This window comes from Peribacillus acanthi (assembly GCF_003073175.1).
Lineage (GTDB): Bacteria > Bacillota > Bacilli > Bacillales > DSM-1321 > Bacillus_BN > Bacillus_BN acanthi.
This window is the reverse complement of sequence record NZ_QBBX01000027.1, coordinates 1-22,048: the sequence shown is the minus strand read 5'-3', so window position 1 is coordinate 22,048 and position 22,048 is coordinate 1. Positions and strand designations below refer to the sequence as shown.

Below are 22,048 nucleotides of genomic sequence, written 5' to 3'. Positions count from 1 at the left end.
TATAGAACTTGAAAGTGCGTACTTCTCAATATGAACGATTGCATGCATAATAGCAAACTGTAGGTACTTCGAAAAAGTGTTAGCTCTATTATACCTCTACGGTTTTTAAGTTAGTATAGGGTACTTTAAAGTACCTATATACCAAAAAAGTATCTGCGGCACTTTAAAGTGCGTACTTCCGCTATGGGAGTTTAGGGTTCATAATAGCAAACAGAGCACGAGATGAAAGGCGCCTTCATCAACCATCTTTGTATAATCAACAACGTATAGGAGGAATTTCGATGAGTTCACATATACAAGCACATGGGAAAAAGGGTGGGACATTAGCCCTTTTAGCATTGGCAATTAGTGCATTTGGAATCGGTACAACAGAATTTGTTCCAGTAGGATTATTATCGACCATTTCAAATGACTTAAATATTTCTATCACCCTAGCAGGTTTATTAATTTCTGGCTATGCGATGGGAGTCGCATTTGGAGCACCAATCTTAACAGCAGTAACGAATAAAATGAGCCGAAAAACATTATTAATGTTACTAATGGTCATATTTATCATAGGAAATTCAGTAGCGGCTATGTCGACAAGCTTTGGGTTATTGCTAGTAGCAAGGATTATCACTGCTTTTTCCCATGGTGTATTTTTCTCAATTGGTTCAACAATCGCTGCTGATTTAGTACCAGAAGACAAACGAGCAAGTGCAATTGCTTTCATGTTCACTGGGTTAACGGTTGCAACGGTTACAGGAGTCCCACTTGGAACCTTTATTGGACAATCATTCGGTTGGAGGGCGACCTTTGGAGGTGTCGCTTTACTAGGGATAATTGGAATCATTGCAAGTGCGATTTTAATTCCTAAAAATATTAAGGATGCACCACCATCCTCATTCAGCGATCAATTGAAAATTTTGAAAAGCGGTCCATTGTTGTTGGCTTTTGCCATCACAGCACTTGGGTATGGAGGGACATTCGTCGCCTTTACTTATTTGACGCCAATCCTTCAAGATATTACTGGATTTACACCTAACGTAGTCAGTATCATCTTGTTAGTGTATGGAATTGCAGTCGCGATAGGAAATACCATTGGGGGGAAAGCAGCTGATAAAAATCCATTAGGATCACTTTCTTGGATGTTCCTTATCCAAACAATCATTTTAGTTATTCTTACTTTTACAGCCCCATATAAATTCGTTGCACTTATCACAATCTTTTTATTAGGATTATTCGCATTCATGAATGTGCCTGGACTACAAGTTTTGGTCGTGAAGCTAGCGGAACGCTATGTTCCTGCTGCTGTGAACGTTGCATCGGCTTTGAATATTGCTGCCTTCAATGTGGGAATAGCGATTGGAGCTTTTGTAGGTGGGATTGTGGTTGATACGATTGGACTCATCCATACTCCTTGGATTGGGGGAGTCATGGTGTTTGGAGCGGTGTTGCTGACACTGTGGAGTGGGTCAATTGAAAGAAAATCTAAATAAACAGAGAAAAGAACCACAGAAGTGGTTCTTTTCTCTATTTGATATGGAAATGGATAGTTTTTACAACTGCTTCATTATAGCCTGGATCATGAGGGACGAAGTCTTTCAAGGTGACAGTCTTTGTAAATGGTAAACCATTATGATAGCCTTCAATAGACATCTGTGGTGTGATTCCTAAGCATAAATCATGATACTCTAGGAAATCAGCCTTGGCCATACCAGACACTTCTTCCTTCTGAAGTACAAAGTTTGGTTCATTTGGAGTTTCCCATAAGAACACATGGCTGAATTCCTTATCAATTAATTTTTCCGTAATAATTGGGTTCTTAATCACGCCAAGAGAAACGAGTTCCTCTTTTGTCACTTTGATTCCAATCTCTTCTTCGACTTCTCTGATTCCGTCCGCGGTTGTTTCGTGTGCTAGTAGATGACCAGCAGCTGTGATATCAAGCAAGTTAGGGTAATCCTTTTTGGTATTACTACGTATCTGAAAATAGATTTGGTAGGAATCCGTTTCTTTTTTAATTAACCAAAAATGGAACGTCTCGTGCCAATAACCTAGTTTATGTACTTCATCACGGGTAGCAACGCCAAGCTCACGGTGTTGGTCGTCGAAAATTTTGATGTGTTCGGATTGCATAGGTGAGGCTCCTTTACTTATTCCAAAATTTTACTACCATTATTATAGCAGTAAATCAGAAATATAGATGGTGATTATTAATGGATGCGAAGTGAGGGAAATGCAATGGACCTCGTTCTCCTGAGATGTATTTTGTCATAAAATCGATATTATGGAATAATCGATTTTATTTCGAGGATGAACGATTATTTTTTAAGTGGATGCAATTTTATTTGTCGGGTTTACAATAATAAATGGCCGAATTTTGAGCATAAAACAAAACAATCAGGGGCAAGAATACCGGGCGTCCCTACTGGCTGAACGCGAGAAGGTAAGCAAGTACCTCTGGTAGTAATCGAATGACAAACTAAATTGAAAAAACTACCGTGTATACGAAAAAAGTCAAACCAAAAACCTCTGTATCTACCGACATTTCGGGGGCAGATACAGAGGTTTTAGTTGTTAAAAGAGTCTATGTTGATTTTACCTTATTGAATTGTATCGGGCTCGAGTACTAGTAACTCAGTCGCTTCACTTTGTGAAATGCCTTTGACTAATCCAAGTTCACTGATGAAAAATTTACGAGCGTTATCGAGCATTTGTTTTTCACTTGAGTTTAGTGCTTTAGCTTTATTAAGACGAGATAAGTCTCGTACCACTTCAGCACCCTCCAGAAAGTCCCCGGACTTCATCTTTTCCATGTTCATTGTGTACCTTTGCTTCCAGGAAAGTGAATGATCGGTCTCACCGTTGTAGTATACGTCCATTACATTCTCTATCATTGAAATGTCTGAAATACTTCGAATTCGTAATTTTTCAATGTTTCCCATAGGAATCATTACTTGCATATTATTGATTGGCATTCTTATCATATAATACTGTTTTGTTTCCCCTAGAACTTCTTTTTCTTCAATGCCTTCAATCACACCTGCACCATGCATTGGATAAACAATACTATCGCCAATTTGAAACAAATAATCGACCTCCCTATGTGGTTACCTATTTAAGAGTAACACATAACTGTTAATTAATCAAAATTATTTATAATATCACTAAAATAATTGGAATGTCAACAAAAAAATAATTTAGGCCGTTTTGTGAAGCACTGTAAGCCATTTGGGCTTGTTTTTACACATAAAGATGTATAAATTGACAGCAAAGAATTAAGTACTAAGTCGATGCCACTTTTAGGATTAGATATAGTGAAACTAAGTTATCGCCAGTGCTAAAGATTGGCTATTTATAAGTATTCTAAAATCATTTTATCTGTTTTACTGAAGCGAGAAAAAAGAATCGGATGAAAAACGTCATTCGTAATTGCTTGATATGCGTTTATTTTTTTAAACCACGGATTACAACTCCAAATAATTCTTCTTGTTCCTCAGATAATGGAAAATTTCCTTTGTTAATGCTCCAATCATATACAATTCCTCTTATTACTCTTGCGAAGAAAGTAACCATCTGTTCAGGTGTCAAATCGTCACGTAATTCATTGTTTATTTGTCCCTCAACACATAAATCAAATAGGATTTGATAAAGCGGCCGATCAGGAATTAAGAAGAAAGATTCTCTTTCTGTGTTTAATTGTTGCTCATATATTGTGCGGGTGACGTCCCATCCAAATACTTTTTCAATGTAATCCATTTGCATAGAAAAGAACCACTTCAATTTCTGTTCAGCTGTATCCATTGTTTGCATTTGAGGCAAAAGCTCCTCAATGTAATATTTATCAATTTCATTGAATTTTTCTAAAAAGATATCATGCTTACTTTTGAAATGATTATAAAAAGCACCTTTTGAAGTCTGGGTTTTTTCAATGATTTCATCAACGGTGACATTGCTGAAACCTTTTTTATTAAACAATTCTAAAGCCACTTTTGAGATTTTCTTTTTTGTTTGCATTGCTTTTTGCTGTCTAAGATTCATAGGAATTCACTCTTTTTCAGAAAATTTAAAATAATATTGACAAATAGACTGTAGTCTGAGAAATTGTTTTTATAGACTACGGTCTATTAATTTTCACAGCTAATTTACAGGAAGTCAACTTAGTTTTTCATAAATGTAAGCGCTTTATAAAAAGGAGGGCAGTGAATAATTTGTTTTTCATAACTTATAAAGGAGGAAAAATTATGAATCAATCTGTTCAGGAAATTGAAAAAAGTACCGTCAGTAAAACGATGTTTCGCATTCTTCCGTTCATACTAATACTGTATATTATTGCGTACCTAGACCGGGTTAACTTAGGTTATGCAGCTTTAGAAATGAATGCAGATTTAGCCTTATCTGCTGAAGCCTTTGGTCTACTTTCAGGTATATTCTTTATCGGATATTTCTTTTTTGAAGTACCAAGTAACATGGTCATGCATAAACTTGGAGCGAGAATATGGATTGCGCGCATTATGATTTCTTGGGGAATTGTCGTAATTTTAACTGGTTTTGTACAATCCGAAACTCATTTATATATCTTACGTTTTCTATTAGGAGTCGCTGAAGCAGGATTTTTCCCTGGTATTATCCTGTATTTAACCTACTGGTTTAGAGCACGTGAAAGAGGTCGTGCGACAGCCGCATTACTATTGGCTTTACCAATCGGTGGATTAATCGGGGCACCATTGTCAACATGGATTATTGATAATGTTTCTTGGTTTGATATGGCAGGTTGGAGATGGATGTTTATCTTAGAAGGAATCCCTGCAATTCTTTTAGGTGTAATGGTCGTGTTTTACTTAACTAATAAACCTTCCGATGCAAAATGGTTATCAAAACAAGAAATAGATTGGTTAGAGAAAGAATTAATGGCTGAACGACTGTATAGTTCAAAGATTAATAAAGTCTCAAAGCTTGATATGCTAAAAGATTTAAAAATTTGGAAGTTATCACTTTTATATTTTGCGGGATATACAGCTGTTTATGGTTTGTCATTTTGGATGCCTACTATCATTAAATCTTTATCGGCAAGCGGAACGTCTAACTTAGAGGTAGGTTGGTTAGCTATGATTCCTTCTTTAATTGGAATCCCAGCAATCATTTTTGTGGGGTGGAATTCAGATAGAACCAATGCTCACAAAACACACTTAATATATTGTTTTATTATTGCCGCAATTGGATTCATTGGATGTGGGTTTTCAGAAAGCGTCTTTATGATGGTCCTTATGTTAACCATTACGTCGGTCGGGTTGTATGGATTTATTGGTTGTTTCTTTGCTTACATGACATTTTTCTTTACCGAATCCACCGCACCAGTTGGAATTGCATTAGTTAATTCTTTTGCAGCTTTGGGAGGTTTTGTAGGACCAATGATCCTTGGAATCGTAGCGTTTACGACTGGGATGTTTATCTTATCAGGACTCCTTGTAATCGGAATGATTACCTTAATGACTTTAAAACTAACAAATAACAAAGATAAACACGTTATTAAAGAGGTTCAACCGAAAGTCAGTCAATTATAATGAATGGCGCTCCACTTTTTACTTATTTACAGCCAAAAGGAGCTGGTAGGTTTGAAATACCATACAGTAGGAGACGTAATTTGGGAGCCTTCTCCACAACAGATTGAAAGTACCCAACTTACTCAATATATGGGTTGGTTAAAAGAGAGAAAAGGCATATATTTTTCAGATTATAATGATTTGTGGAGATGGTCGGTGCAGGAACTCGAGGATTTCTGGGAATCTGTCTGGGAGTATTGCGGTGTGAAAGCTAAAGGAAAGTACAATACCGTTTTACAAAATAGAACTATGCCTGGTACTAAGTGGTTCCAAGGGGCAAGCCTCAATTTTGTAGAAAATGTATTCTCAAATGATCAGGGTGAAAAGACGGCGATTTACTTTCGCTCAGAACGAGTTTTAAAAAAAGAAATCAGTTGGAAGGAACTTAAAGAAAAAGTTTCCTCAGTAGCTAATTCTTTGAAGAAGATGGGTGTTAAGCCTGGAGACAGAGTAGCAGCATATATGCCCAATATACCTGAAACCGTGATAGCCTTCTTGGCAACTGCAAGTATAGGAGCTATCTGGTCAAGTTGCTCCCCTGATTTTGGAGCAAGAAGTGTGATTGATCGTTTTAAGCAAATCGAACCAGTAGTGTTATTTGCAGTAGCGGGTTATCAATATAATGGAAAAGTATTTGATAAAACTTCAGTCATTTCAGAGTTGCAAAAAGAATTATCGACATTAAAGCACACTGTAGTAGTTCCTTATGTTGATTTGGGAGTGATTGACGCTGTTATATCTTGGGAAGAATTAATAAAAGAGCCAACTGAGATTTCCTATGAAACTGTACCTTTTGAACATCCTTTGTGGATTGTGTATTCTTCAGGAACGACAGGGATGCCCAAGCCAATCGTACAGGGTCACGGAGGAATAGTACTTGAGCATTTGAAAATGATGGTTCTTCAGAATAATCTAACCAAAAATGATAATGTGTTTTGGTTTACGACAACAGGTTGGGTAATGTGGAACTTATTAATAGGAGGACTATTAGCAGGATCATCAATTGTTCTCTATGATGGAAGTCCATCTTACCCGAATATGGAGGTCCTGTGGGAAATGGCAGAGGATACTGGTGTGACATTCTTTGGAACGAGTGCCCCATTTCTACATAACTCTATGAAACTAGGAATAAAACCAAGCGATAGATTTGACCTTTCTAAATTAAAATCCCTTTCTTCTACAGGTGCCCCGTTATCAGGTGATGGATACAAGTGGGTTTATGAAAATGTTAAAAAGGATATTTGGCTATCTTCATCAAGTGGTGGGACTGATGTTTGTTCAGGTTTTGTCGGAGGAGTGTCCAATTTGCCTGTAAGAATTGGAGAGATTCAAGGTAGATCGTTGGGTGTTCATGCAGAGGCATTTGATGAAATGGGGAATCCATTAATCAATGAAGTCGGAGAACTGGTCATTACAAAACCAATGCCTTCCATGCCACTATATTTTTGGAATGATGAAGGAAATAGAAGATATTTGGAAAGTTATTTTGACACGTATCCTGGAATTTGGAAACATGGAGACTGGATTAAGATTGATGATAAAGGAAGCTGCATTATTTATGGTCGCTCTGATTCAACAATAAATCGGTCAGGTGTTAGAACCGGAACCAGTGATATTTACCGTGTTGTGGAAGCAATTGATGAAGTAATGGAAAGTTTGGCTATTGATATGGAAGTTTTAGGACGAGACTCATCATTGCTTTTGTTTGTGGTCCTAAAACCTGAAACTACCTTGGACAATGTCCTATCAGATAAAATAAGGGAACAAATCAAGAACCAAGTCTCACCTCGTTTTATCCCAGACAACATTTATCAAGTAAATGATTTACCTAAAACTTTAAATGGGAAGAAGATGGAAGTGCCGATTCGCAAAATGTTATTAGGCTTTGAGTTCAGTAAGGTAGTTAACCCAGATTCTATGAGTAATCCGGATTCGTTACAGTTTTTTAAGGATCTTTCAAAGACTATTTCTAATACAAATAAAAGTGCATTATTCTAAAAAAATATTTTCAATTAAGAATCAGAGTAGCGATCCTCTGGTTCTTTTTTTACATGAAATTTAGTAATTATATAAAAATGTACAATTTTTGTTTAAGTTATGTATAATGTATGGTGAAGGAGGGGCGTTCATGGAGATGAGCTTTAAACTAAATTTACTGTACAATGGGTCAAGTTTTGTTTTGCCTTATGTGGAGGATTTGAACAACATGAATGTATTTCCTGTCCCAGATGGAGATACAGGAAGTAATTTATATAGCTTGTTTCATGCGATTAAGGATTATTGTGAGAATGAAAGAATAGAAGATAGCACGTTACGAGAAGTGATTTTGACATATTCAAGAGGTAATTCAGGGGCGATTTTCAGTCAGTTTATCCTATCTTTTTGGTCTTCATTGCAAGAGAATTCACCCGATGCTTTCATTCAGGCCATTGAGAAGGCAAGTTTGAAAACATTTCAGTCGGTAGCTGAACCGAAGGAAGGGACGATTTTGACAGTGATGGAATCGTGGGTTTCTTTCATGAAGAATCATAAATCCCACGCTCGGAACATCAAAGAGTTGCTAGGGGTGACACTGAAAGAATTAAAAAGTGCTGTAGAAAAAACAAAGGAACAGATGGAAATTCTTAGGAAGAATGATGTGGTTGACGCAGGGGCTTATGCTTTTTATTTGTTTGTTAAGGGAATGGCCTCTTCCACTGCTGAAGTAAAGCCTATTTCGAATCCGACTAGGCTTCAGGTGGTAGATGGACATGAGTTGGATGTGAACAATCGTTATTGTGTAGAATTGGTCATCAAGAATACAGTAGGGCTTGAAGGGGTAAGGAAGGAGCTCCTTAACTTCGGGGATTCACTCTCCATCATTGGGGATAAAGAGATGGCAAGGATTCATATCCATTCGAATGCCCCTGAAAGGATTGTAGCGTATATCAAGAAGAAGGCGTTTATCAGCCATCAAAAAATTGATGATATGGTAAGGCAATATGAAGTGAAAAATGCCAGGAAGTCGAATATCGCTATTGTAATAGATTCCGCTTGTGATGTACCGACATCGATATTAGACGAACATCAAGTCCATCTGATTCCTTTGCAGATTGATATGGAGGGTGTGTCTTATTTAGATAAAGTGACCTTGACTCCAGAAACGTTCTATGACGAATACGAAAAAATATCAGAGATGCCGAAAACCTCTCAGCCTTCTATTAAAAAAATCAAGGATATGTACACTTGGTTGGTTGGTCAGTATGATCATGTCATCTCCCTTCATGTGTCAAAGGAACTGAGTGGGACGTACAACCTTTGTAAAAATATTGCGAAGGAAGTGGACCCGGAGAAGATTCATGTCGTCAATTCGAAGACACTTTCAGGAAGCTATGGTCTACTTGTTGTTCAGCTCGCAAAGCTGATTGAAGAAGGATTTGCGATTGAAGAAGTTCTGACCAAACTTAATCAATACATTTCCAAAACGGAAATCCTCGTTAGCGTACCTACATTAAAATACATGGTCAAGGGTGGTCGAGTTAGTCCGATCGTAGGTAAAATAGGCAAACTATTAAACTTGAAGCCGATTGTTTCTGTAGATGGAGAAGGAAAATCGAAGCTCTATGGAGGCACGGTGTTCAGAAAATCCAACATCCATGCCATGTTAAAGCAAATTAGTTCTATACATGAACAATACGAGATTACAGAATATGTCCTTTTGCATGCTAATCATGAAACGCTTATACCGAGCTTGGAGGATTCACTCTCCACTATCACAGGTAAGAAGCCATTGTATATTTCAAATGTATCTCCGGTGATTGGAATCCATGCAGGTAAAGGGTCAGTCAGCGTGGCGATGGTATTGAAAAAAGATAATGAACGATAATCTTAGAGAAGGAGATTAAGAAAATGGGAGAACTATATGCAATAAATGGCTTAGTGATTTTCATTTATATGGTAGCCTTGTTTTTAATCGCGCAAAAGATCAAGGACAATTCTATTGTTGATATCGGTTGGGGTATGGGCTTTGTCATCATCGCGATAGTTAGTTATTTTTCAGCGGAAGAAACGAGCCTACGTCAACTATTTGTTTTACTTTTGGTAGGGATATGGGGAGTCCGTCTTGCATTGCATTTATATATCCGATCGATTGGTAGGGGCGAGGATTTCCGCTATGCTAATTTTAGGAAGCAGTGGGGAGAAAAAGCGACCATTATCGCTTTCTTCCGGGTATTTATGATGCAAGGGGCCATCATGCTGTTACTGGCGTATCCAATCCTTCGTGTAAATGTAGCAAATGAGAACACAGAGACGCTGTTCTTGGCATTAGGAATTATCATCTGGATGATCGGTTTCTTCTTTCAAGCCGTCGGTGACTATCAGCTAGAACGATTCAAGAAACAAAAAAAGCAAAAAGAAGAAATACTTGATACAGGATTATGGAAGTTTTCTAGACATCCGAACTACTTTGGTGAAGCAACGATGTGGTGGGGGATTTTTATTATCGTATTGCCGGTAGAATTAGGATGGACTGCTGCTTTCAGTGCTTTATTCATTAATTTCTTGCTATTAAAAGTATCAGGTGTTCCTTTTCTGGATAAACGTTATAAGGATAACAGGGAGTACCAACGGTATAAGGAAAGAACAAATCGTTTCATTCCTTGGTTGCCTAAGAATTCAGGTATAGATAGCTAAACTATTTTGGGGGAAATCGTTAAGATTTCACCCTTTATTTATTTTCATAAATAAAATGGAGGATAATATTATCTTTTACAGAATATTACAAAAGTAGTTTTAAGTACGATGAGGTGAAAAAATGAAGGTTTATGATCATCGAAAAATATATAGACATGTGTATAAAGCTAAAGGTCAAATTGAAATTATCGAGGTGCCCAATTTGCAATTCATCGTGGCAGAAGGAATCGGCGCTAGGGATGTCTATGAGATGCATACAGGAGAGGCTTTGTGGTCCATCAGCAGAGTGACTAATCGTTTAAAGGATATGACCAAAACTCAAATGGGCTATAAATTTACGTTGATGCCTTTAGAAATAATCTGGGAGAGACTAGACCAGGATGAGTGGTCATGGAGATCCATGATGCAAGTACCTGAAATTATAACCGAAGAGATGTTCCAACACTCTTTAATCGAGCTTGAAAAACGGAAGAGAAATATCAAAGTTCCATTGAAACTCGTAGCACAACCAGAATGTACCTCTGTACAAGGTATCCATCTCGGCCCTTATTCTAGTATCCCTGAAACGATTGAAATGCTAGAGTCATTCTGTAAAGTAAATGGTTATACGATCCAGGGTCATTTTAGAGAAATATATATCAATCAGCCATTTTGTAATCCCCCAGAAAAATTACAAACCATTCTTAGGGCGGAGGTACTGAATAATCGGAGGTGAGCCATGTCCTTCTTAAGTTCAAGAATCCTTTGGGTGTGTGTGATTATTTTGACTGTATTTGCTGTGGCAGTTCTCTATTTTCACTTCGGTACACCATGGGGCTACATTTCTTATAAAAACCAATTCCAAACCTATCTAGAAGAGAAGTATGGAGAAGATTTTATCATTCATAAGCACACATTTGATATGCTTCACTCTAGCACTTATCATGCATATGCTTTTCCAAAGAATAACCCAGAATTCATCTTCTATGTTGGTCAAAATACTAGAACCCTTGAAATTGAGGACGCCTATCACTATGAATTATGGAATCAACAAGCTAAAAAAGAAATTAGTCCTGTGATAGCTGAAGTGTATCCAAATCTCATAAATTACTCGGTGGTAATTCAAGATTTCCAAGCACCTGAGAGAACTAATAATCAAGAGCTCCCTGACTATAAGGAGATGGTCGTTTTAGGGATAGATATATCTGTAGATATTTTCATCTCTAAAGAAAATGAAGAAGAAGAATTACGGAAGATATATAGTCTATTAACTGCCTTGAAGGACAAAGGGGTCAAGGTTGGTCATTTTGGCATTGGCTTTCAAAATAAGACTATTCAATTAGAAGCAAGTATGGTTGAATCTATGAATAAATTTGGAAATTTAAAGGATCAACTAATCGATTACCGATGAGCTGTCAGCGTGGGCAGCTTTTTCTATAGGAACTTATAAATAATACATGGTAAATTAGAGTGTAGATATTTACTTTTTTAGAATAAGAATGTCATTTAATAGTGTAGTTCCTTTGAATGAAAGGCGGAAATAAAAATGTCACACAGTGATAAAGAAATAGCAGGAGCACATCCTGTTTGGTTACAAAGTCTAATAGATTCTCCGGACATGCAAAGGAAATTGTATCAACGAACGTTATTAATCGTTGTTATTTCTCAAATCTTCGGTGGGGCAGGTCTTGCTGCAGGGATCACTGTTGGTGCACTACTGGCACAGGATATGCTCGGAACGGACAGTTTTACAGGGGTCCCAGCTGCCTTGTTTACATTAGGTTCTGCAGGTGCAGCGCTTATGATAGGGAGGCTTTCCCAGAAGTTTGGAAGACGGTTGGGCATTGCTACTGGATTTTTGACCGGAAGTTTAGGGGCTGCTGGGGTCGTCATTTCAGCAATGACCCAAAATGTTGTGTTACTTTTTGCTTCTCTATTAATCTACGGAGCTGGTTTTGCAACTAACTTACAGGCTCGCTATGCCGGAACTGATTTGGCGAATTCAAAACAACGTGCTACAGCAGTCAGTATCGCGATGGTATCGACAACCTTTGGGGCGGTTGCTGGCCCTAACTTGGTCGAAGCTATGGGCAGATTTGCTGTGAATATTGGTGTGCCAGCACTAGCAGGTCCGTTTATTCTCGCAGCTTCAGCTTATATGATAGCTGGGATGGTGATCTTGATTTTCCTTCGTCCAGACCCACTGATTGTTGCAAAGACATTGGTAGAGAATGAGAGAAAAAATGAAAGCACACTACCAGGTCAGAGTGAAGTGAAGCATGTAAGTAAGAATCGCGGAATTGTGGTTGGCACTACCATCATGGTTCTGACCCAGTTGGTCATGGTTGCCATCATGACCATGACGCCTATCCATATGGGACATCATGGTCATACCTTGAAAGAGGTAGGTTTGGTCATCGGTTTCCACGTAGGATCGATGTACTTACCTTCTTTAGTAACAGGGATTCTTGTGGATAGAATTGGCCGTACAGCCATGGCGATTACTTCAGGTGCCACCTTGCTATTGGCAGGAGTGATAGCTGCATTTGCACCAGGAGACTCGTTGATGCTACTTATTATTGCCCTCTCGCTGCTAGGAATAGGGTGGAATTTTGGTGTTATAAGTGGTACGGCGTTGATTGTTGATGCAACGGATATCGTCAATCGAGCAAAGAAGCAGGGGTCAGTGGATGTGCTGGTCGCATTGTCGGGTGCGTCCGGTGGTATGCTGTCAGGTATGGTTGTTGCCCATTCGAGTTATACTACGCTGTCTCTTGTAGGTGGAATTCTGTCATTATTATTGATTCCAGTTGTGGTTTGGTCAAAAGGAAAACAAAATGAAGGAATTATTGATAAGGTAGCATAGCTATCATGTATTTTTGTAACAGATTTCCATTCCAATCGTCTATTGAATAAAGGGGCGATGATTATGAAAAAATGGGGCATGATACTAGTGTTACTGCTAGTACTAACCGGTTGCCGTTCTACGCCATTTAGTGGACATAGCGTGATTGATTGGGTAGATTTCATAAAATGGGACGGAATAAAATACAATGGGATTTATTCTGGCGTTTTGGCTGACGAAAGTTTTTTAGGTGAAAAGCTAGGAAAGGTAAAGTTTAAGGTGGCAGACAATGTCACGAATTCTAGTTACAAAATTAGAAATGGCGATGCAGCCTTTCATGAGAAAGGAACTGAGATTTACAAAATCAAGGGTTATCCAGAATTAATAGCGGTGAAATCGGATCGTGAAATAAACGGTTATGCTGTGTACTTTGCAATTGATGAAAGTGAATTCAAGTGGCACTTTAAAGATATGCCTAAAGAATACGTACACAAAATTCAAATCTATAAATTCAACCCAAATGGGAATAAATTGGTCTCTGAATGGACGGAAAAGGAGGATGTGGTACACTTTCTACAGCTTTTACAAAGAAGTGAACCAAACTCAACCTTTCAGCCTAATACAGAAAAAGGCGATCCAATTTTGTATGAAATGATTTTTTACACAGAAGAACCAGTTGCTTATAAATATATATTACAATTTGACGGAGAATCGTATTTCTGGCATCCATGGGATACGGAAATCATTTCCGATAAAATCGAGACTTTTTTGGAATAAGCTTGCAAGTAACAATTAGAGGTGTGAATACTTTTGAGGAAAACGAAAATCGAGCCTTGGACAATAGAGTGGGAAAAAAAGTATGAGAAAGAAGAGGCTCTCTTAAAGGCTCTCTTCAAGGATGAGCTTGTTGGAATATATCATATCGGAAGCACATCGGTACCTTCTATCGGGTACGCTAAGCCAATAATTGATATCATGATGGCAGTTAAAGACATTTCAAAGGTAGATATGTTTAATGAAAAGATGAAGGACATAGGTTATGAGCCATTAGGGGAAAACGGCATTCCAGGTAGAAGGTATTTTCCTAAAGGGAAGGATGACAGGACTCATCATCTTCACATTTTTGAAGAGGATAGTAATCAAATTAGGTTTCATTTAGACTTAAAGAATTACTTGTTATCTTATCCTGAAGAAGCGATAAAATATGGAGAATTGAAGCTTCAATTAGCTAAAAAATTTCCACAGGAACACTACAAGTATCAAGAAGGAAAGCAGGATTTTGTTAGCGAACTTGCAGAGAAAGCAACTAATTGGGCTTCCAAATGAAAAGAACGCACTCCAAAAGAGCGCGTTCTTTTTATCTTCTTCTCTTCTTAAGGTCTTCTAAGCTGATTTTAGTTTTTTGAATCGGTTCTAAGGTCACATACACCTTATATTTTCTTTCGTCTATACTGTTTACATTCGTTACTTTTGCTTTTCGCCCTTTGATAGTAAGATCTTCACCTACTGCAGGAACGCGTTTTAGCAGCTGATTTAATAACTCATTCTTATTTTCGTAATAATACACAACATACATATGGCTCTCACCTATTTCATATGGGATGTAATACATAATCCTTCATATAAAATATATGTTCACTGTTCGATTTAGACCCATGTTTAGAAAAATTTCACCTGTACTCCTTGAATGTCCAATAATTATTCAGGGGAAATCGGGTATATATGAAAAGATGTTAGCAAATCAAGGGGTTATGACATTTTAAGTGCTTAGTTTGTCATAGATCATTCGCTGAATATTTTTTACTATTTCATTTTATACGCAATATTTTATATGATTGGACAATAAGAAGAGAGGGTGTAAATATGTTTTTAAAAAAACTACTAGGATTAGGAAAAGATGAATACTTAAACGATGAAAAAGTCGTGGAAATGGGGATTGCTACCGAAGCTCTTTCTATTATTAAAGAAGCTACAAATAAACGGTTAGAGCTAAGTGTGACAAGAGCTATGTTTGAAGAGGATAAAGTAAGAGAAATAGGGGTTTCTTTTATGGCTTCCCTTCAGGGGATCGAAGATTTAGTAATGAATCTTCAATCAAAGCTGAGACCTTTCGGATTAATAGTAATTATTTTGGAAAGGAGCTTCGGTCTAAAGAAAGCCTGCAAGATAGGAGTAATACCAGAGAATGACCCGTTTGAAATTCTAAAAATATTACAAACAAATGGAGAAAACTCTGGGATTAGCAATCATGATATTTTAGTTAAATTAAAGGATTGGAACAAACGCTATCCATTTGATCTTATCGGAGTTAATCATGATTGGGTAGAAATTCAATTTTCTTATTTACCTGAGGGAGATGAGTTGATTTCTTTTGCGAAAGAAATTTATGCATTTTGCCCAGACATTGTCGAACAAGGGTCTGAAAGCATAGAAGGGCTTATCGAGGAACTGACAGAGACGAAGAATTTATTCTTATGGTGGGATTGATTGCAACTTCATACAGAATACTAGAATGTTTTCTCAGAAGGGCAGGGTAATTGAATGCTGCTGAAAGGTTGGGAAGACGGAGTGAAGGGTTAGCTCCTCCCATGGGAATGAATATCAAAGAATTTGAAAGATTAACAGGGCTAAGTGAACGGTAAATTTGCTGAAAATCGTAAAAGTGAAAAGTAAATATTCAAAAGTGAAAGGGAAAATCATCGAAAGCGGAGGGAATCTAGGGTTTTCTGAATGGTAAACTATCGTAAGTGAACGATAAATTAATTGAAAGAATATAGATTTCGTCGAGACATGAAAGGTTGACTCAAATGATCGTCATTTAACGACCATTTAAGTCAGTCCTTTTTTTATTTTGATGGAGTGCCCAGGATTATTATGGGGTGTAACTAATTTAGGGTTGTACTATTTGAATGTCCAATAATTATTTAATAGGAAATTCACCAATGGAATGACCAATATGGTCGCCAATTCGCCTAGAAAATAATGATAGGAGAGCAAAGAAACAATGCTGTACATAATAACGAAATTCAACATAAAACCGATACCAGACACAATGAAAAATCGTACTAATTTTTGGTTAGAAAAATCACTTTTAAAGGTATATTTCTTATTAAGGAAAAAAGAAAATACCGTCATAATTAAAAAAGAAAATGCTGATCCCATTATTGGTTCCATAAGCAGGAGCTCGACTAAAATATACACGGACAAAAAATAGATGAGAGTGGAGAAAAAGCCTACAAAACTATATTTTAAGAATTTAAGAAATAAATCGTTTCTTACTAACATATTTGCTCCCTTTCTATAAAAAATCTACCTACCTATAATACGTCATGTCTCGATATGGAACAAAGGGTCTTTTTGAAAAGGAGGTCATACAATGGAAATTTAACTTATAAAGCTAAACATAAGGACTGGAAAATCGGTATCCATTTGACTTGATTCGAGCCAGTCATCTAATAATCTTAAAAGTGAAAGGTAAAATCATCGAAAGAGAAGGGAATCCGGAGTTATTTGAAGGGTAAACAATCCTTTGTAAACGATAAATAGTACTTTACTAAACTAGAATGACCTGTAAGACAGTTATGAGAAAATTATAGGGACGGAGGGAAATATGAGATTCCTAATTGAATATAAAGACTTTATTAGTAAAGAGACGGAAAATGTTAATCTACGATTATTAGATACTTTTCTAAATGAGCATTTGATAGGTATTTTTCATGGATATACATTTGAGTGCATTCTCATCCGATTTATCAATCACGCACCACCGTCAAAAAAATTCAAGTTAAAGACCCTTTACGGAACTATCGCGGAAGTTGAGATTAGTGGGAGTTTTAAGGAGAACAATAAGTTAAATATAGATGACTTCCACCAAGGATTATCGAAAATAGAAGAAGCGATTCAAAAGGTGTCCCATATTCCAAAAGAACCATTTGATTATCAAGGGGAAGGTTTGCTCAATGATTATAAAAGTTCCCTCATTTTCGCACCCAAAACCACCAACGCTTTGATTCTATATGCCCAAATGCAAAATGAGATAATCTTTCAAAATAACGCTAAAAGAGCTGATACGGTCATGTACAGCTATACCAAGAAGAAAAGGCCGTTAACAAAAAAAATCGTAGGTATCCGTATTTATGACCATTTTGAAAAAGGAACTTTGGCACCTTACGATTATATTTACTCAGTGCTATTTAGTAATTTATTAAGAAGGAATGAAGTGAGGCTTCCAGGCTATGATGAAATTTATATCAGCATCGGAGAAACTATGGAACAGGCTAAGCAGGATATAGCTTTAGAAGAGTGGTTTAAGTATACATATACTACACTCGATATAACCCAATATCAAAAAGAGGAAAATAAATCACAAATGGTTTTTGAAAGTGTTTGCCGTGGGTTAAGGCTTATTTCGGAATTTGACCATCTTGAAAGAGATAAAATTGAAAAAGTCATACGAACAATTGAACAACAAGGCACAGATTTAGAGTTAATATACTCTTCTAAAGAGAACAAGAATATCCGGGCTGAAATCATTTACCAAGTTCCTCAAAATCATCTGGCTAAAGCAGAATATAAACTCAAAGTCACAGATTTAAATTCAGGAAAAGTAGGGATAGCCCACATTGATTTTATTGATACCTATTGGGCACCATATAGCTTCGGGAAAATTGTTCTAAATAAGCAAGAAATTATCATAAAGGGTAGAGAAAGCTTAAGGGCAGAAATCTCTCGTCAACAGGATAAGCTACCGGATGAATATAGATTTAAAATCGTAGACATAGTTCAGAGCTAGTTTTTAGGAAACTAGCCCTGAACGATTGGTTTTTTCATAGTGCAAAAAAATTTCATTAATAGATGAAAAGATAGTCACCAGAAGAATCTTTAACTTCTGTTTCCTATTCATAAGCATTATGAACCTCGTTATGTTTCCAAAAAGAAGCAGGGCGTTCGCAAGACTTGTCCGCTCATTCACTTTGTTGTATGGTGAAAGTATGGAGGATGAAATGATGACATTTTTAGAAAAAGTAAAACCATTTATTACACATCCTGATCCATTGATTCAGGATTATGTTTTACATATGTTGAGAGATTATCCGAATGTGCCAAGTGAGTGGACGGAGGAATTCGTTAAAATTGCTATTGAACAAGATAAGCTAATCATTTTATCAGAATTACTTAAGCTACCAATCACGATTGAAGCTTTGAAATCCATGTTACAAGGGGTAAAGAATTGTAAGCAAGATGAGAAGCATTTCTATATTTGGTTGTTTGAAAAAATTGAACCTGAGATGGCTTTGAAGTATAAAAATGATCTTTCTACCTATCTGCCAATGAAAACTTTGGATACTTATCATGTTCTGTTAAATGGAGATAAAGACGATGTTTGGGAAGAGTTGCATCAAGAGCTCCATACCGAATCTCCGAATTTTAATCTTCTAAAGCACATTGTGAAAACTTTAGTAGAAAAGAATTGGTACCATGAGAATGAAATTGCTGAAATAATGAATGTAGAGCTTGGGGATGATTGGTTTTCAGATTATGGAATCCTCGGAATCTATGCGATAAAATTAATGGGTTTAAGGCAGTACATCCCGATACTTGCAAGCCTATTGACACGTGACCAAGACGATTTACTGGAGGAAGTTGCGGATACACTGATTTATTTCCAAAGTGATGAAGTCGTAGAAGCTGTAGCACCATATTTAAGGAATCCAGAATCCAATATCTATGCAAGTTCCATCGTAGCAAACATCAAAACGCCATTTGCCCTTCAGACGCTGAGGGATGCTTATAATAACAGCAAAGACGTTGAAGACAAAGAAGTCTTGTTGGAGCCCCTTTGCCACCAATTGTCTGAGAAAGCAATACCAGAAATCAATGATTATATGAAGAAAAATATTAGTTCCTTTATTGTGGAGCGTGAGCCAGTCGCCTATGGTTTTTACACGGTGATGGGGTTACATCATCCACAGCTTGAAACATGGAGAGAAATTGCTCTAGAAAATGAGTTGCATTTCCAGAAGTCTATGGAGGGCAAATCTTCAAATGTCATTCCATTTGTAAGTGAGAGTAAGGTAGGACGAAATGATCCTTGTACTTGTGGAAGTGGAAAAAAATATAAGAAGTGTTGTGGCAACTAGAAACCGAAGGAAAATTAAACACTACCTATTTTCAGGTGCTGTCAGATTGTCGACAAAAGGTTAACTATAAAGTTAGCCTTTTTGTCTTAATTAAATAATGTATTGACCCCTTAAATAAATTTAAAACTGTCCATTTTAGAAAGGTCACATGTCTTGTATAATCTCTTTTAGAAAGATATTCCAGAAAAGAGGTAGTAGGCCATGAACATTGATGATACCATATTAGTTGGGGAACGAGTGAAGTTAGTCCCGATGGAGCGTTCTCATATCGAGGGTTTATTTAAAGCAGGTAGCAGTCCTGAGATTTGGACGTATATGTCGATCCAGGTAGAAACAGTGTCTGATATGGAGCGATTAGTCGAAGAAGCATTGGCGGCGAAGGAAAAGGGGACAGAGTTTCCATTTGTCGTCATAGATTTAGAGAATGATAAAGTCGTTGGGAGTACAAGGTTTTTAAACATCTCAAAAGGAAATCGTAGCCTTGAAATCGGATGGACATGGTATTCGAAGGATGTTTGGAGAACGAGAATCAACACCGAATCTAAGTATCTATTATTAAGGTACTGCATGGAACATCTAGATTCCGTCCGCGTTCAATTTAAAGCGGATAACCGTAATGAGCGTTCAAAAACGGCAATCCAAAGAATCGGGGCAACTTTTGAGGGAGTTTTAAGGCAAGATCGAATTATGCCAAACGGCTATAACCGAGATAGTGCTTATTTTAGTATCATCAATAAAGAATGGGATACAGTGAAGGCTAGATTAGAGGGCTATTTGCAAACGTACCATTTTGAGGTGAGATAAGTATGTCTATATATATTAGTGATGCAGGAAAGAAGAAACTCCAGGACCACTATGCTTCTTATTTAAAAACTTTTAATATACCTTTTGATAGAGAATATATCAATACTAGATTTGGTATAACACACGTATTAGTTACTGGGCCAAAAGAGGGAAAGCCTTTGTTTATTTTACATGGAGGAAATTGCATTAATCCAATGACGCTATCTTGGTTTTCTTCCCTTCTATATGAGTATAGAGTGTATGCACCGGATACAGTGGGTCATCCCGGGTTGAGTGCTGAAACAAGGGTTTCCTCTCAGGATGATAGCTTTGCAAATTGGATAGTTGATCTTATGAATTATTTTCGCATAGAGAAAGCTGGATTTGTAGGAGCTTCATTTGGAGGGGGAATCATCCTAAGGTTGGCAAGATACTTTCCAGAGAGGATTACCTGTTCTATTCTGTATGCACCTGCTGGGATCGTTCTTGGCCCCAAGGTGGACATGATTAGGAAAATCTTGTTACCATTAATGATCCTAAAGGTAAATGGATCTCAAAAGCAACTAGCAAAAATAGCAGAAGCCATGTCAGATGGAAATATGAAGGATATTGATGCTGAGATAACAGGTGAGGTTTTCCGGAGCGTCAAATTGGAACGAGATATGCCAAAGATAGTAGAGGAGAGTGAATTACAAAATTACTTAGCCCCGACTATGATCATCGGCAAAACAAAAGATATTTTCTTCCCTGGAGAAAAACTCATCCATCGAGCTAAACAAGTTATCCCTAATCTAGTAGAAAGCCAAATTTACGAAAGTGGCCATTTTTCTTCTGATAAAGTTTTGGAGCTAGAGAAGAGCGATATGCTTAGATTTCTAAAGAAGCATTATTAGAAAATTGGATTAGAATATATAAATAATAGGGGGAATTTAACTGAATAAGGTTCTTTTGCAAATTGAAGGCGTTGCAGTATTAACATTAAGTATTTATTTTTATGGATATTGTAATTATAGTTGGGCACTTTTCTTCACTTTATTATTTGCGCCGGATATATCAATGCTTGGTTACCTGGCTAATAATAAGGTTGGTGCAATGCTGTATAATTTATTCCATACGTATATCATAACAGTCATTGTTATTTTCTGTGGGCTATTGTTATCTAGCCCAACAGTTTTAGCAATCGGATTAATTTGGTCTGCACATATTGGTATGGATCGAATGCTTGGATATGGATTAAAATATCCAACGGCTTTTAAAGAAACCCATCTTAATCGTGTGTAAGGGGACTTAAAAATAATTCAATTAGCAATACAAAAACGCGTAGAGTGAAGTAAACTCTACGCGTTTTGTTTTTTATATAAAATTATTCCGCAATCCCCTGTACCCTGCCAACTTGTCCGTCTTGAAGGCGAACTTTAATACCATGTGGGTGAAACTGTGAATTCGTTAGTAAATCTTTGACAATCCCTCGCGTAGTATTCCCTGTCCGTTGATCTTTCTTTAATACGATATCAACTTCCAAACCAGCTTGGACATTTTTCCTGTATCTACCGTCAGTCATTTTTATCCTCATCTCTTTTTAATAATTCAATGTCATGTTATCCATTATCACGAAAGATTAACTAAATATCAAATTAAGAAGAAGGTTATGCACACTGTCGATTATGATCAGATTCTCGTTAAAACAGAACAGCCATCATTGATTGAGGAGGCTTCTATATATGATGGGAAGGATTAAGGAGTGATTTCCGAGAGTCACTTGAATATTTTTGAAAAGAGGTAACTCTGAATAATGTATTTAACATTTGCTACTGTCTATATATTCGACAAGTTGGGCGTAATCTTGTTGAAGTTGGGCGTAAAACTGGAAAAGTTGGTTGTAAATCAGGATAGTTTGGTCATAAAATGATTGAAGTTGCCCTTAAAAGGTTGAAGCAGGCTGTTTTACATAATAAAAGGAGTCAAGTCCGTAATATTGTGTAAATTGCTTTCCCAACGTTTTCAACTAGTTTTTCATTATATTTAATAGTACTTAACTATTT

22 protein-coding genes are annotated in these 22,048 nt (G+C 36.9%); 16 read left to right on the top strand and 6 right to left on the bottom strand.

Going from position 1 to position 22,048, the window contains the following annotated elements; all coding sequences use genetic code 11:
* Nucleotides 1-281: 281 nt before the first annotated feature.
* Entirely contained in the window at nucleotides 282-1,478 is a 1,197-nt protein-coding gene (locus DBX25_RS19085; RefSeq protein ID WP_108672349.1) for an MFS transporter, read from the top strand.
* A 34-nt stretch (nucleotides 1,479-1,512) separates the two neighbouring features.
* Here the strand turns inward: DBX25_RS19085 and DBX25_RS19080 are convergent, their stop codons facing one another.
* The 3 genes from DBX25_RS19080 to DBX25_RS19070 form a co-directional block, all read right to left on the bottom strand.
* Nucleotides 1,513-2,118 carry an NUDIX hydrolase gene (locus DBX25_RS19080; protein ID WP_108672348.1) on the bottom strand — a complete coding sequence of 202 codons (606 nt, stop codon included), beginning with the start codon at nucleotides 2,116-2,118 and terminating at the stop codon, nucleotides 1,513-1,515.
* A gap of 467 nt (nucleotides 2,119-2,585) precedes the next feature.
* Nucleotides 2,586-3,038, bottom strand: coding sequence for a CarD family transcriptional regulator (locus DBX25_RS19075; RefSeq protein WP_108672361.1), 453 nt, complete (start codon nucleotides 3,036-3,038; stop codon nucleotides 2,586-2,588).
* A 391-nt stretch (nucleotides 3,039-3,429) separates the two neighbouring features.
* Nucleotides 3,430-4,023, bottom strand: coding sequence for a TetR/AcrR family transcriptional regulator (locus DBX25_RS19070; RefSeq protein ID WP_108672347.1), 594 nt, complete (start codon nucleotides 4,021-4,023; stop codon nucleotides 3,430-3,432).
* A gap of 203 nt (nucleotides 4,024-4,226) precedes the next feature.
* On the opposite strand from DBX25_RS19070, the gene DBX25_RS19065 reads away from it, so the two are divergent.
* The 9 genes from DBX25_RS19065 to DBX25_RS19025 all read left to right on the top strand — a co-directional run bounded on the left by DBX25_RS19065 (nucleotide 4,227) and on the right by DBX25_RS19025 (nucleotide 14,409).
* Nucleotides 4,227-5,546, top strand: a complete 1,320-nt coding sequence (locus tag DBX25_RS19065) for an MFS transporter (RefSeq protein WP_108672346.1) — start codon at nucleotides 4,227-4,229, stop codon at nucleotides 5,544-5,546.
* 51 nt (nucleotides 5,547-5,597) lie between these two features.
* Complete coding sequence (locus tag DBX25_RS19060; protein ID WP_420812969.1) at nucleotides 5,598-7,583, top strand: acetoacetate--CoA ligase; 1,986 nt, start codon at nucleotides 5,598-5,600, stop codon at nucleotides 7,581-7,583.
* A 130-nt stretch (nucleotides 7,584-7,713) separates the two neighbouring features.
* A complete protein-coding gene (locus DBX25_RS19055; protein ID WP_170110146.1) occupies nucleotides 7,714-9,450 on the top strand; it encodes a DegV family protein in 1,737 nt (578 codons plus the stop codon).
* Between the two features lie 23 nt (nucleotides 9,451-9,473).
* Nucleotides 9,474-10,259: a DUF1295 domain-containing protein gene (locus tag DBX25_RS19050; RefSeq protein WP_108672343.1), complete on the top strand. Its 786-nt coding sequence runs from the start codon at nucleotides 9,474-9,476 to the stop codon at nucleotides 10,257-10,259.
* 121 nt (nucleotides 10,260-10,380) lie between these two features.
* Nucleotides 10,381-10,974: a GyrI-like domain-containing protein gene (locus tag DBX25_RS19045; RefSeq protein ID WP_108672342.1), complete on the top strand. Its 594-nt coding sequence runs from the start codon at nucleotides 10,381-10,383 to the stop codon at nucleotides 10,972-10,974.
* Between the two features lie 3 nt (nucleotides 10,975-10,977).
* On the top strand, nucleotides 10,978-11,649 hold the full coding sequence (locus tag DBX25_RS19040; protein WP_108672341.1) for a hypothetical protein: 672 nt from the start codon (nucleotides 10,978-10,980) through the stop codon (nucleotides 11,647-11,649).
* A gap of 135 nt (nucleotides 11,650-11,784) precedes the next feature.
* Complete coding sequence (locus DBX25_RS19035) at nucleotides 11,785-13,104, top strand: MFS transporter (RefSeq protein ID WP_108672340.1); 1,320 nt, start codon at nucleotides 11,785-11,787, stop codon at nucleotides 13,102-13,104.
* 63 nt (nucleotides 13,105-13,167) lie between these two features.
* Nucleotides 13,168-13,860: a putative periplasmic lipoprotein gene (locus DBX25_RS19030; RefSeq protein WP_108672339.1), complete on the top strand. Its 693-nt coding sequence runs from the start codon at nucleotides 13,168-13,170 to the stop codon at nucleotides 13,858-13,860.
* Between the two features lie 33 nt (nucleotides 13,861-13,893).
* Complete coding sequence (locus tag DBX25_RS19025; RefSeq protein WP_108672338.1) at nucleotides 13,894-14,409, top strand: GrpB family protein; 516 nt, start codon at nucleotides 13,894-13,896, stop codon at nucleotides 14,407-14,409.
* Between the two features lie 31 nt (nucleotides 14,410-14,440).
* Here DBX25_RS19025 and DBX25_RS19020 read toward each other — a convergent pair whose 3' ends face one another.
* Nucleotides 14,441-14,659 carry a hypothetical protein gene (locus DBX25_RS19020; RefSeq protein WP_108672337.1) on the bottom strand — a complete coding sequence of 73 codons (219 nt, stop codon included), beginning with the start codon at nucleotides 14,657-14,659 and terminating at the stop codon, nucleotides 14,441-14,443.
* 287 nt (nucleotides 14,660-14,946) lie between these two features.
* Here DBX25_RS19020 and DBX25_RS19015 point away from each other — a divergent pair, with 287 nt between their 5' ends.
* Nucleotides 14,947-15,570: a DUF4253 domain-containing protein gene (locus DBX25_RS19015; protein WP_108672336.1), complete on the top strand. Its 624-nt coding sequence runs from the start codon at nucleotides 14,947-14,949 to the stop codon at nucleotides 15,568-15,570.
* A 414-nt stretch (nucleotides 15,571-15,984) separates the two neighbouring features.
* On the opposite strand, the gene DBX25_RS21795 is transcribed toward DBX25_RS19015, so the two are convergent.
* Nucleotides 15,985-16,368, bottom strand: a complete 384-nt coding sequence (locus DBX25_RS21795) for a GtrA family protein (RefSeq protein ID WP_108672335.1) — start codon at nucleotides 16,366-16,368, stop codon at nucleotides 15,985-15,987.
* Nucleotides 16,369-16,693: 325 nt separating this feature from the next.
* On the opposite strand from DBX25_RS21795, the gene DBX25_RS19005 reads away from it, so the two are divergent.
* The 5 genes from DBX25_RS19005 to DBX25_RS18985 all read left to right on the top strand — a co-directional run bounded on the left by DBX25_RS19005 (nucleotide 16,694) and on the right by DBX25_RS18985 (nucleotide 21,287).
* A complete protein-coding gene (locus DBX25_RS19005) occupies nucleotides 16,694-17,875 on the top strand; it encodes a hypothetical protein (protein ID WP_108672334.1) in 1,182 nt (393 codons plus the stop codon).
* Between the two features lie 211 nt (nucleotides 17,876-18,086).
* Entirely contained in the window at nucleotides 18,087-19,223 is a 1,137-nt protein-coding gene (locus tag DBX25_RS20955) for an SEC-C metal-binding domain-containing protein (RefSeq protein ID WP_205685266.1), read from the top strand.
* A gap of 201 nt (nucleotides 19,224-19,424) precedes the next feature.
* Entirely contained in the window at nucleotides 19,425-20,027 is a 603-nt protein-coding gene (locus DBX25_RS18995; protein ID WP_108672333.1) for a GNAT family N-acetyltransferase, read from the top strand.
* Nucleotides 20,028-20,029: 2 nt separating this feature from the next.
* On the top strand, nucleotides 20,030-20,899 hold the full coding sequence (locus tag DBX25_RS18990; RefSeq protein WP_108672332.1) for an alpha/beta fold hydrolase: 870 nt from the start codon (nucleotides 20,030-20,032) through the stop codon (nucleotides 20,897-20,899).
* Nucleotides 20,900-20,939: 40 nt separating this feature from the next.
* Nucleotides 20,940-21,287 (top strand): DUF4260 domain-containing protein, encoded by a 348-nt coding sequence (locus DBX25_RS18985; protein WP_108672331.1) that lies wholly within the window; start codon nucleotides 20,940-20,942, stop codon nucleotides 21,285-21,287.
* An 82-nt stretch (nucleotides 21,288-21,369) separates the two neighbouring features.
* Here the strand turns inward: DBX25_RS18985 and DBX25_RS18980 are convergent, their stop codons facing one another.
* Entirely contained in the window at nucleotides 21,370-21,567 is a 198-nt protein-coding gene (locus DBX25_RS18980) for a YwbE family protein (protein ID WP_108672330.1), read from the bottom strand.
* Nucleotides 21,568-22,048 lie beyond the last annotated feature (481 nt).

Coding starts and splice junctions, on each gene's coding strand:
- DBX25_RS18990 (WP_108672332.1), top strand. CDS start 20,030: ATGTCTATATATATTAGTGATGCAGGAAAGAAGAAACTCCAGGACCAC.
- DBX25_RS18980 (WP_108672330.1), bottom strand. CDS start 21,567: ATGACTGACGGTAGATACAGGAAAAATGTCCAAGCTGGTTTGGAAGTT.
- DBX25_RS19035 (WP_108672340.1), top strand. CDS start 11,785: ATGTCACACAGTGATAAAGAAATAGCAGGAGCACATCCTGTTTGGTTA.
- DBX25_RS19045 (WP_108672342.1), top strand. CDS start 10,381: ATGAAGGTTTATGATCATCGAAAAATATATAGACATGTGTATAAAGCT.
- DBX25_RS19080 (WP_108672348.1), bottom strand. CDS start 2,118: ATGCAATCCGAACACATCAAAATTTTCGACGACCAACACCGTGAGCTT.
- DBX25_RS19075 (WP_108672361.1), bottom strand. CDS start 3,038: ATGCATGGTGCAGGTGTGATTGAAGGCATTGAAGAAAAAGAAGTTCTA.
- DBX25_RS19070 (WP_108672347.1), bottom strand. CDS start 4,023: ATGAATCTTAGACAGCAAAAAGCAATGCAAACAAAAAAGAAAATCTCA.
- DBX25_RS19055 (WP_170110146.1), top strand. CDS start 7,714: ATGGAGATGAGCTTTAAACTAAATTTACTGTACAATGGGTCAAGTTTT.
- DBX25_RS18995 (WP_108672333.1), top strand. CDS start 19,425: ATGAACATTGATGATACCATATTAGTTGGGGAACGAGTGAAGTTAGTC.
- DBX25_RS19030 (WP_108672339.1), top strand. CDS start 13,168: ATGAAAAAATGGGGCATGATACTAGTGTTACTGCTAGTACTAACCGGT.
- DBX25_RS21795 (WP_108672335.1), bottom strand. CDS start 16,368: ATGTTAGTAAGAAACGATTTATTTCTTAAATTCTTAAAATATAGTTTT.
- DBX25_RS19015 (WP_108672336.1), top strand. CDS start 14,947: ATGTTTTTAAAAAAACTACTAGGATTAGGAAAAGATGAATACTTAAAC.
- DBX25_RS20955 (WP_205685266.1), top strand. CDS start 18,087: ATGATGACATTTTTAGAAAAAGTAAAACCATTTATTACACATCCTGAT.
- DBX25_RS19050 (WP_108672343.1), top strand. CDS start 9,474: ATGGGAGAACTATATGCAATAAATGGCTTAGTGATTTTCATTTATATG.
- DBX25_RS19005 (WP_108672334.1), top strand. CDS start 16,694: ATGAGATTCCTAATTGAATATAAAGACTTTATTAGTAAAGAGACGGAA.
- DBX25_RS19065 (WP_108672346.1), top strand. CDS start 4,227: ATGAATCAATCTGTTCAGGAAATTGAAAAAAGTACCGTCAGTAAAACG.
- DBX25_RS19040 (WP_108672341.1), top strand. CDS start 10,978: ATGTCCTTCTTAAGTTCAAGAATCCTTTGGGTGTGTGTGATTATTTTG.
- DBX25_RS19020 (WP_108672337.1), bottom strand. CDS start 14,659: ATGTATGTTGTGTATTATTACGAAAATAAGAATGAGTTATTAAATCAG.
- DBX25_RS19085 (WP_108672349.1), top strand. CDS start 282: ATGAGTTCACATATACAAGCACATGGGAAAAAGGGTGGGACATTAGCC.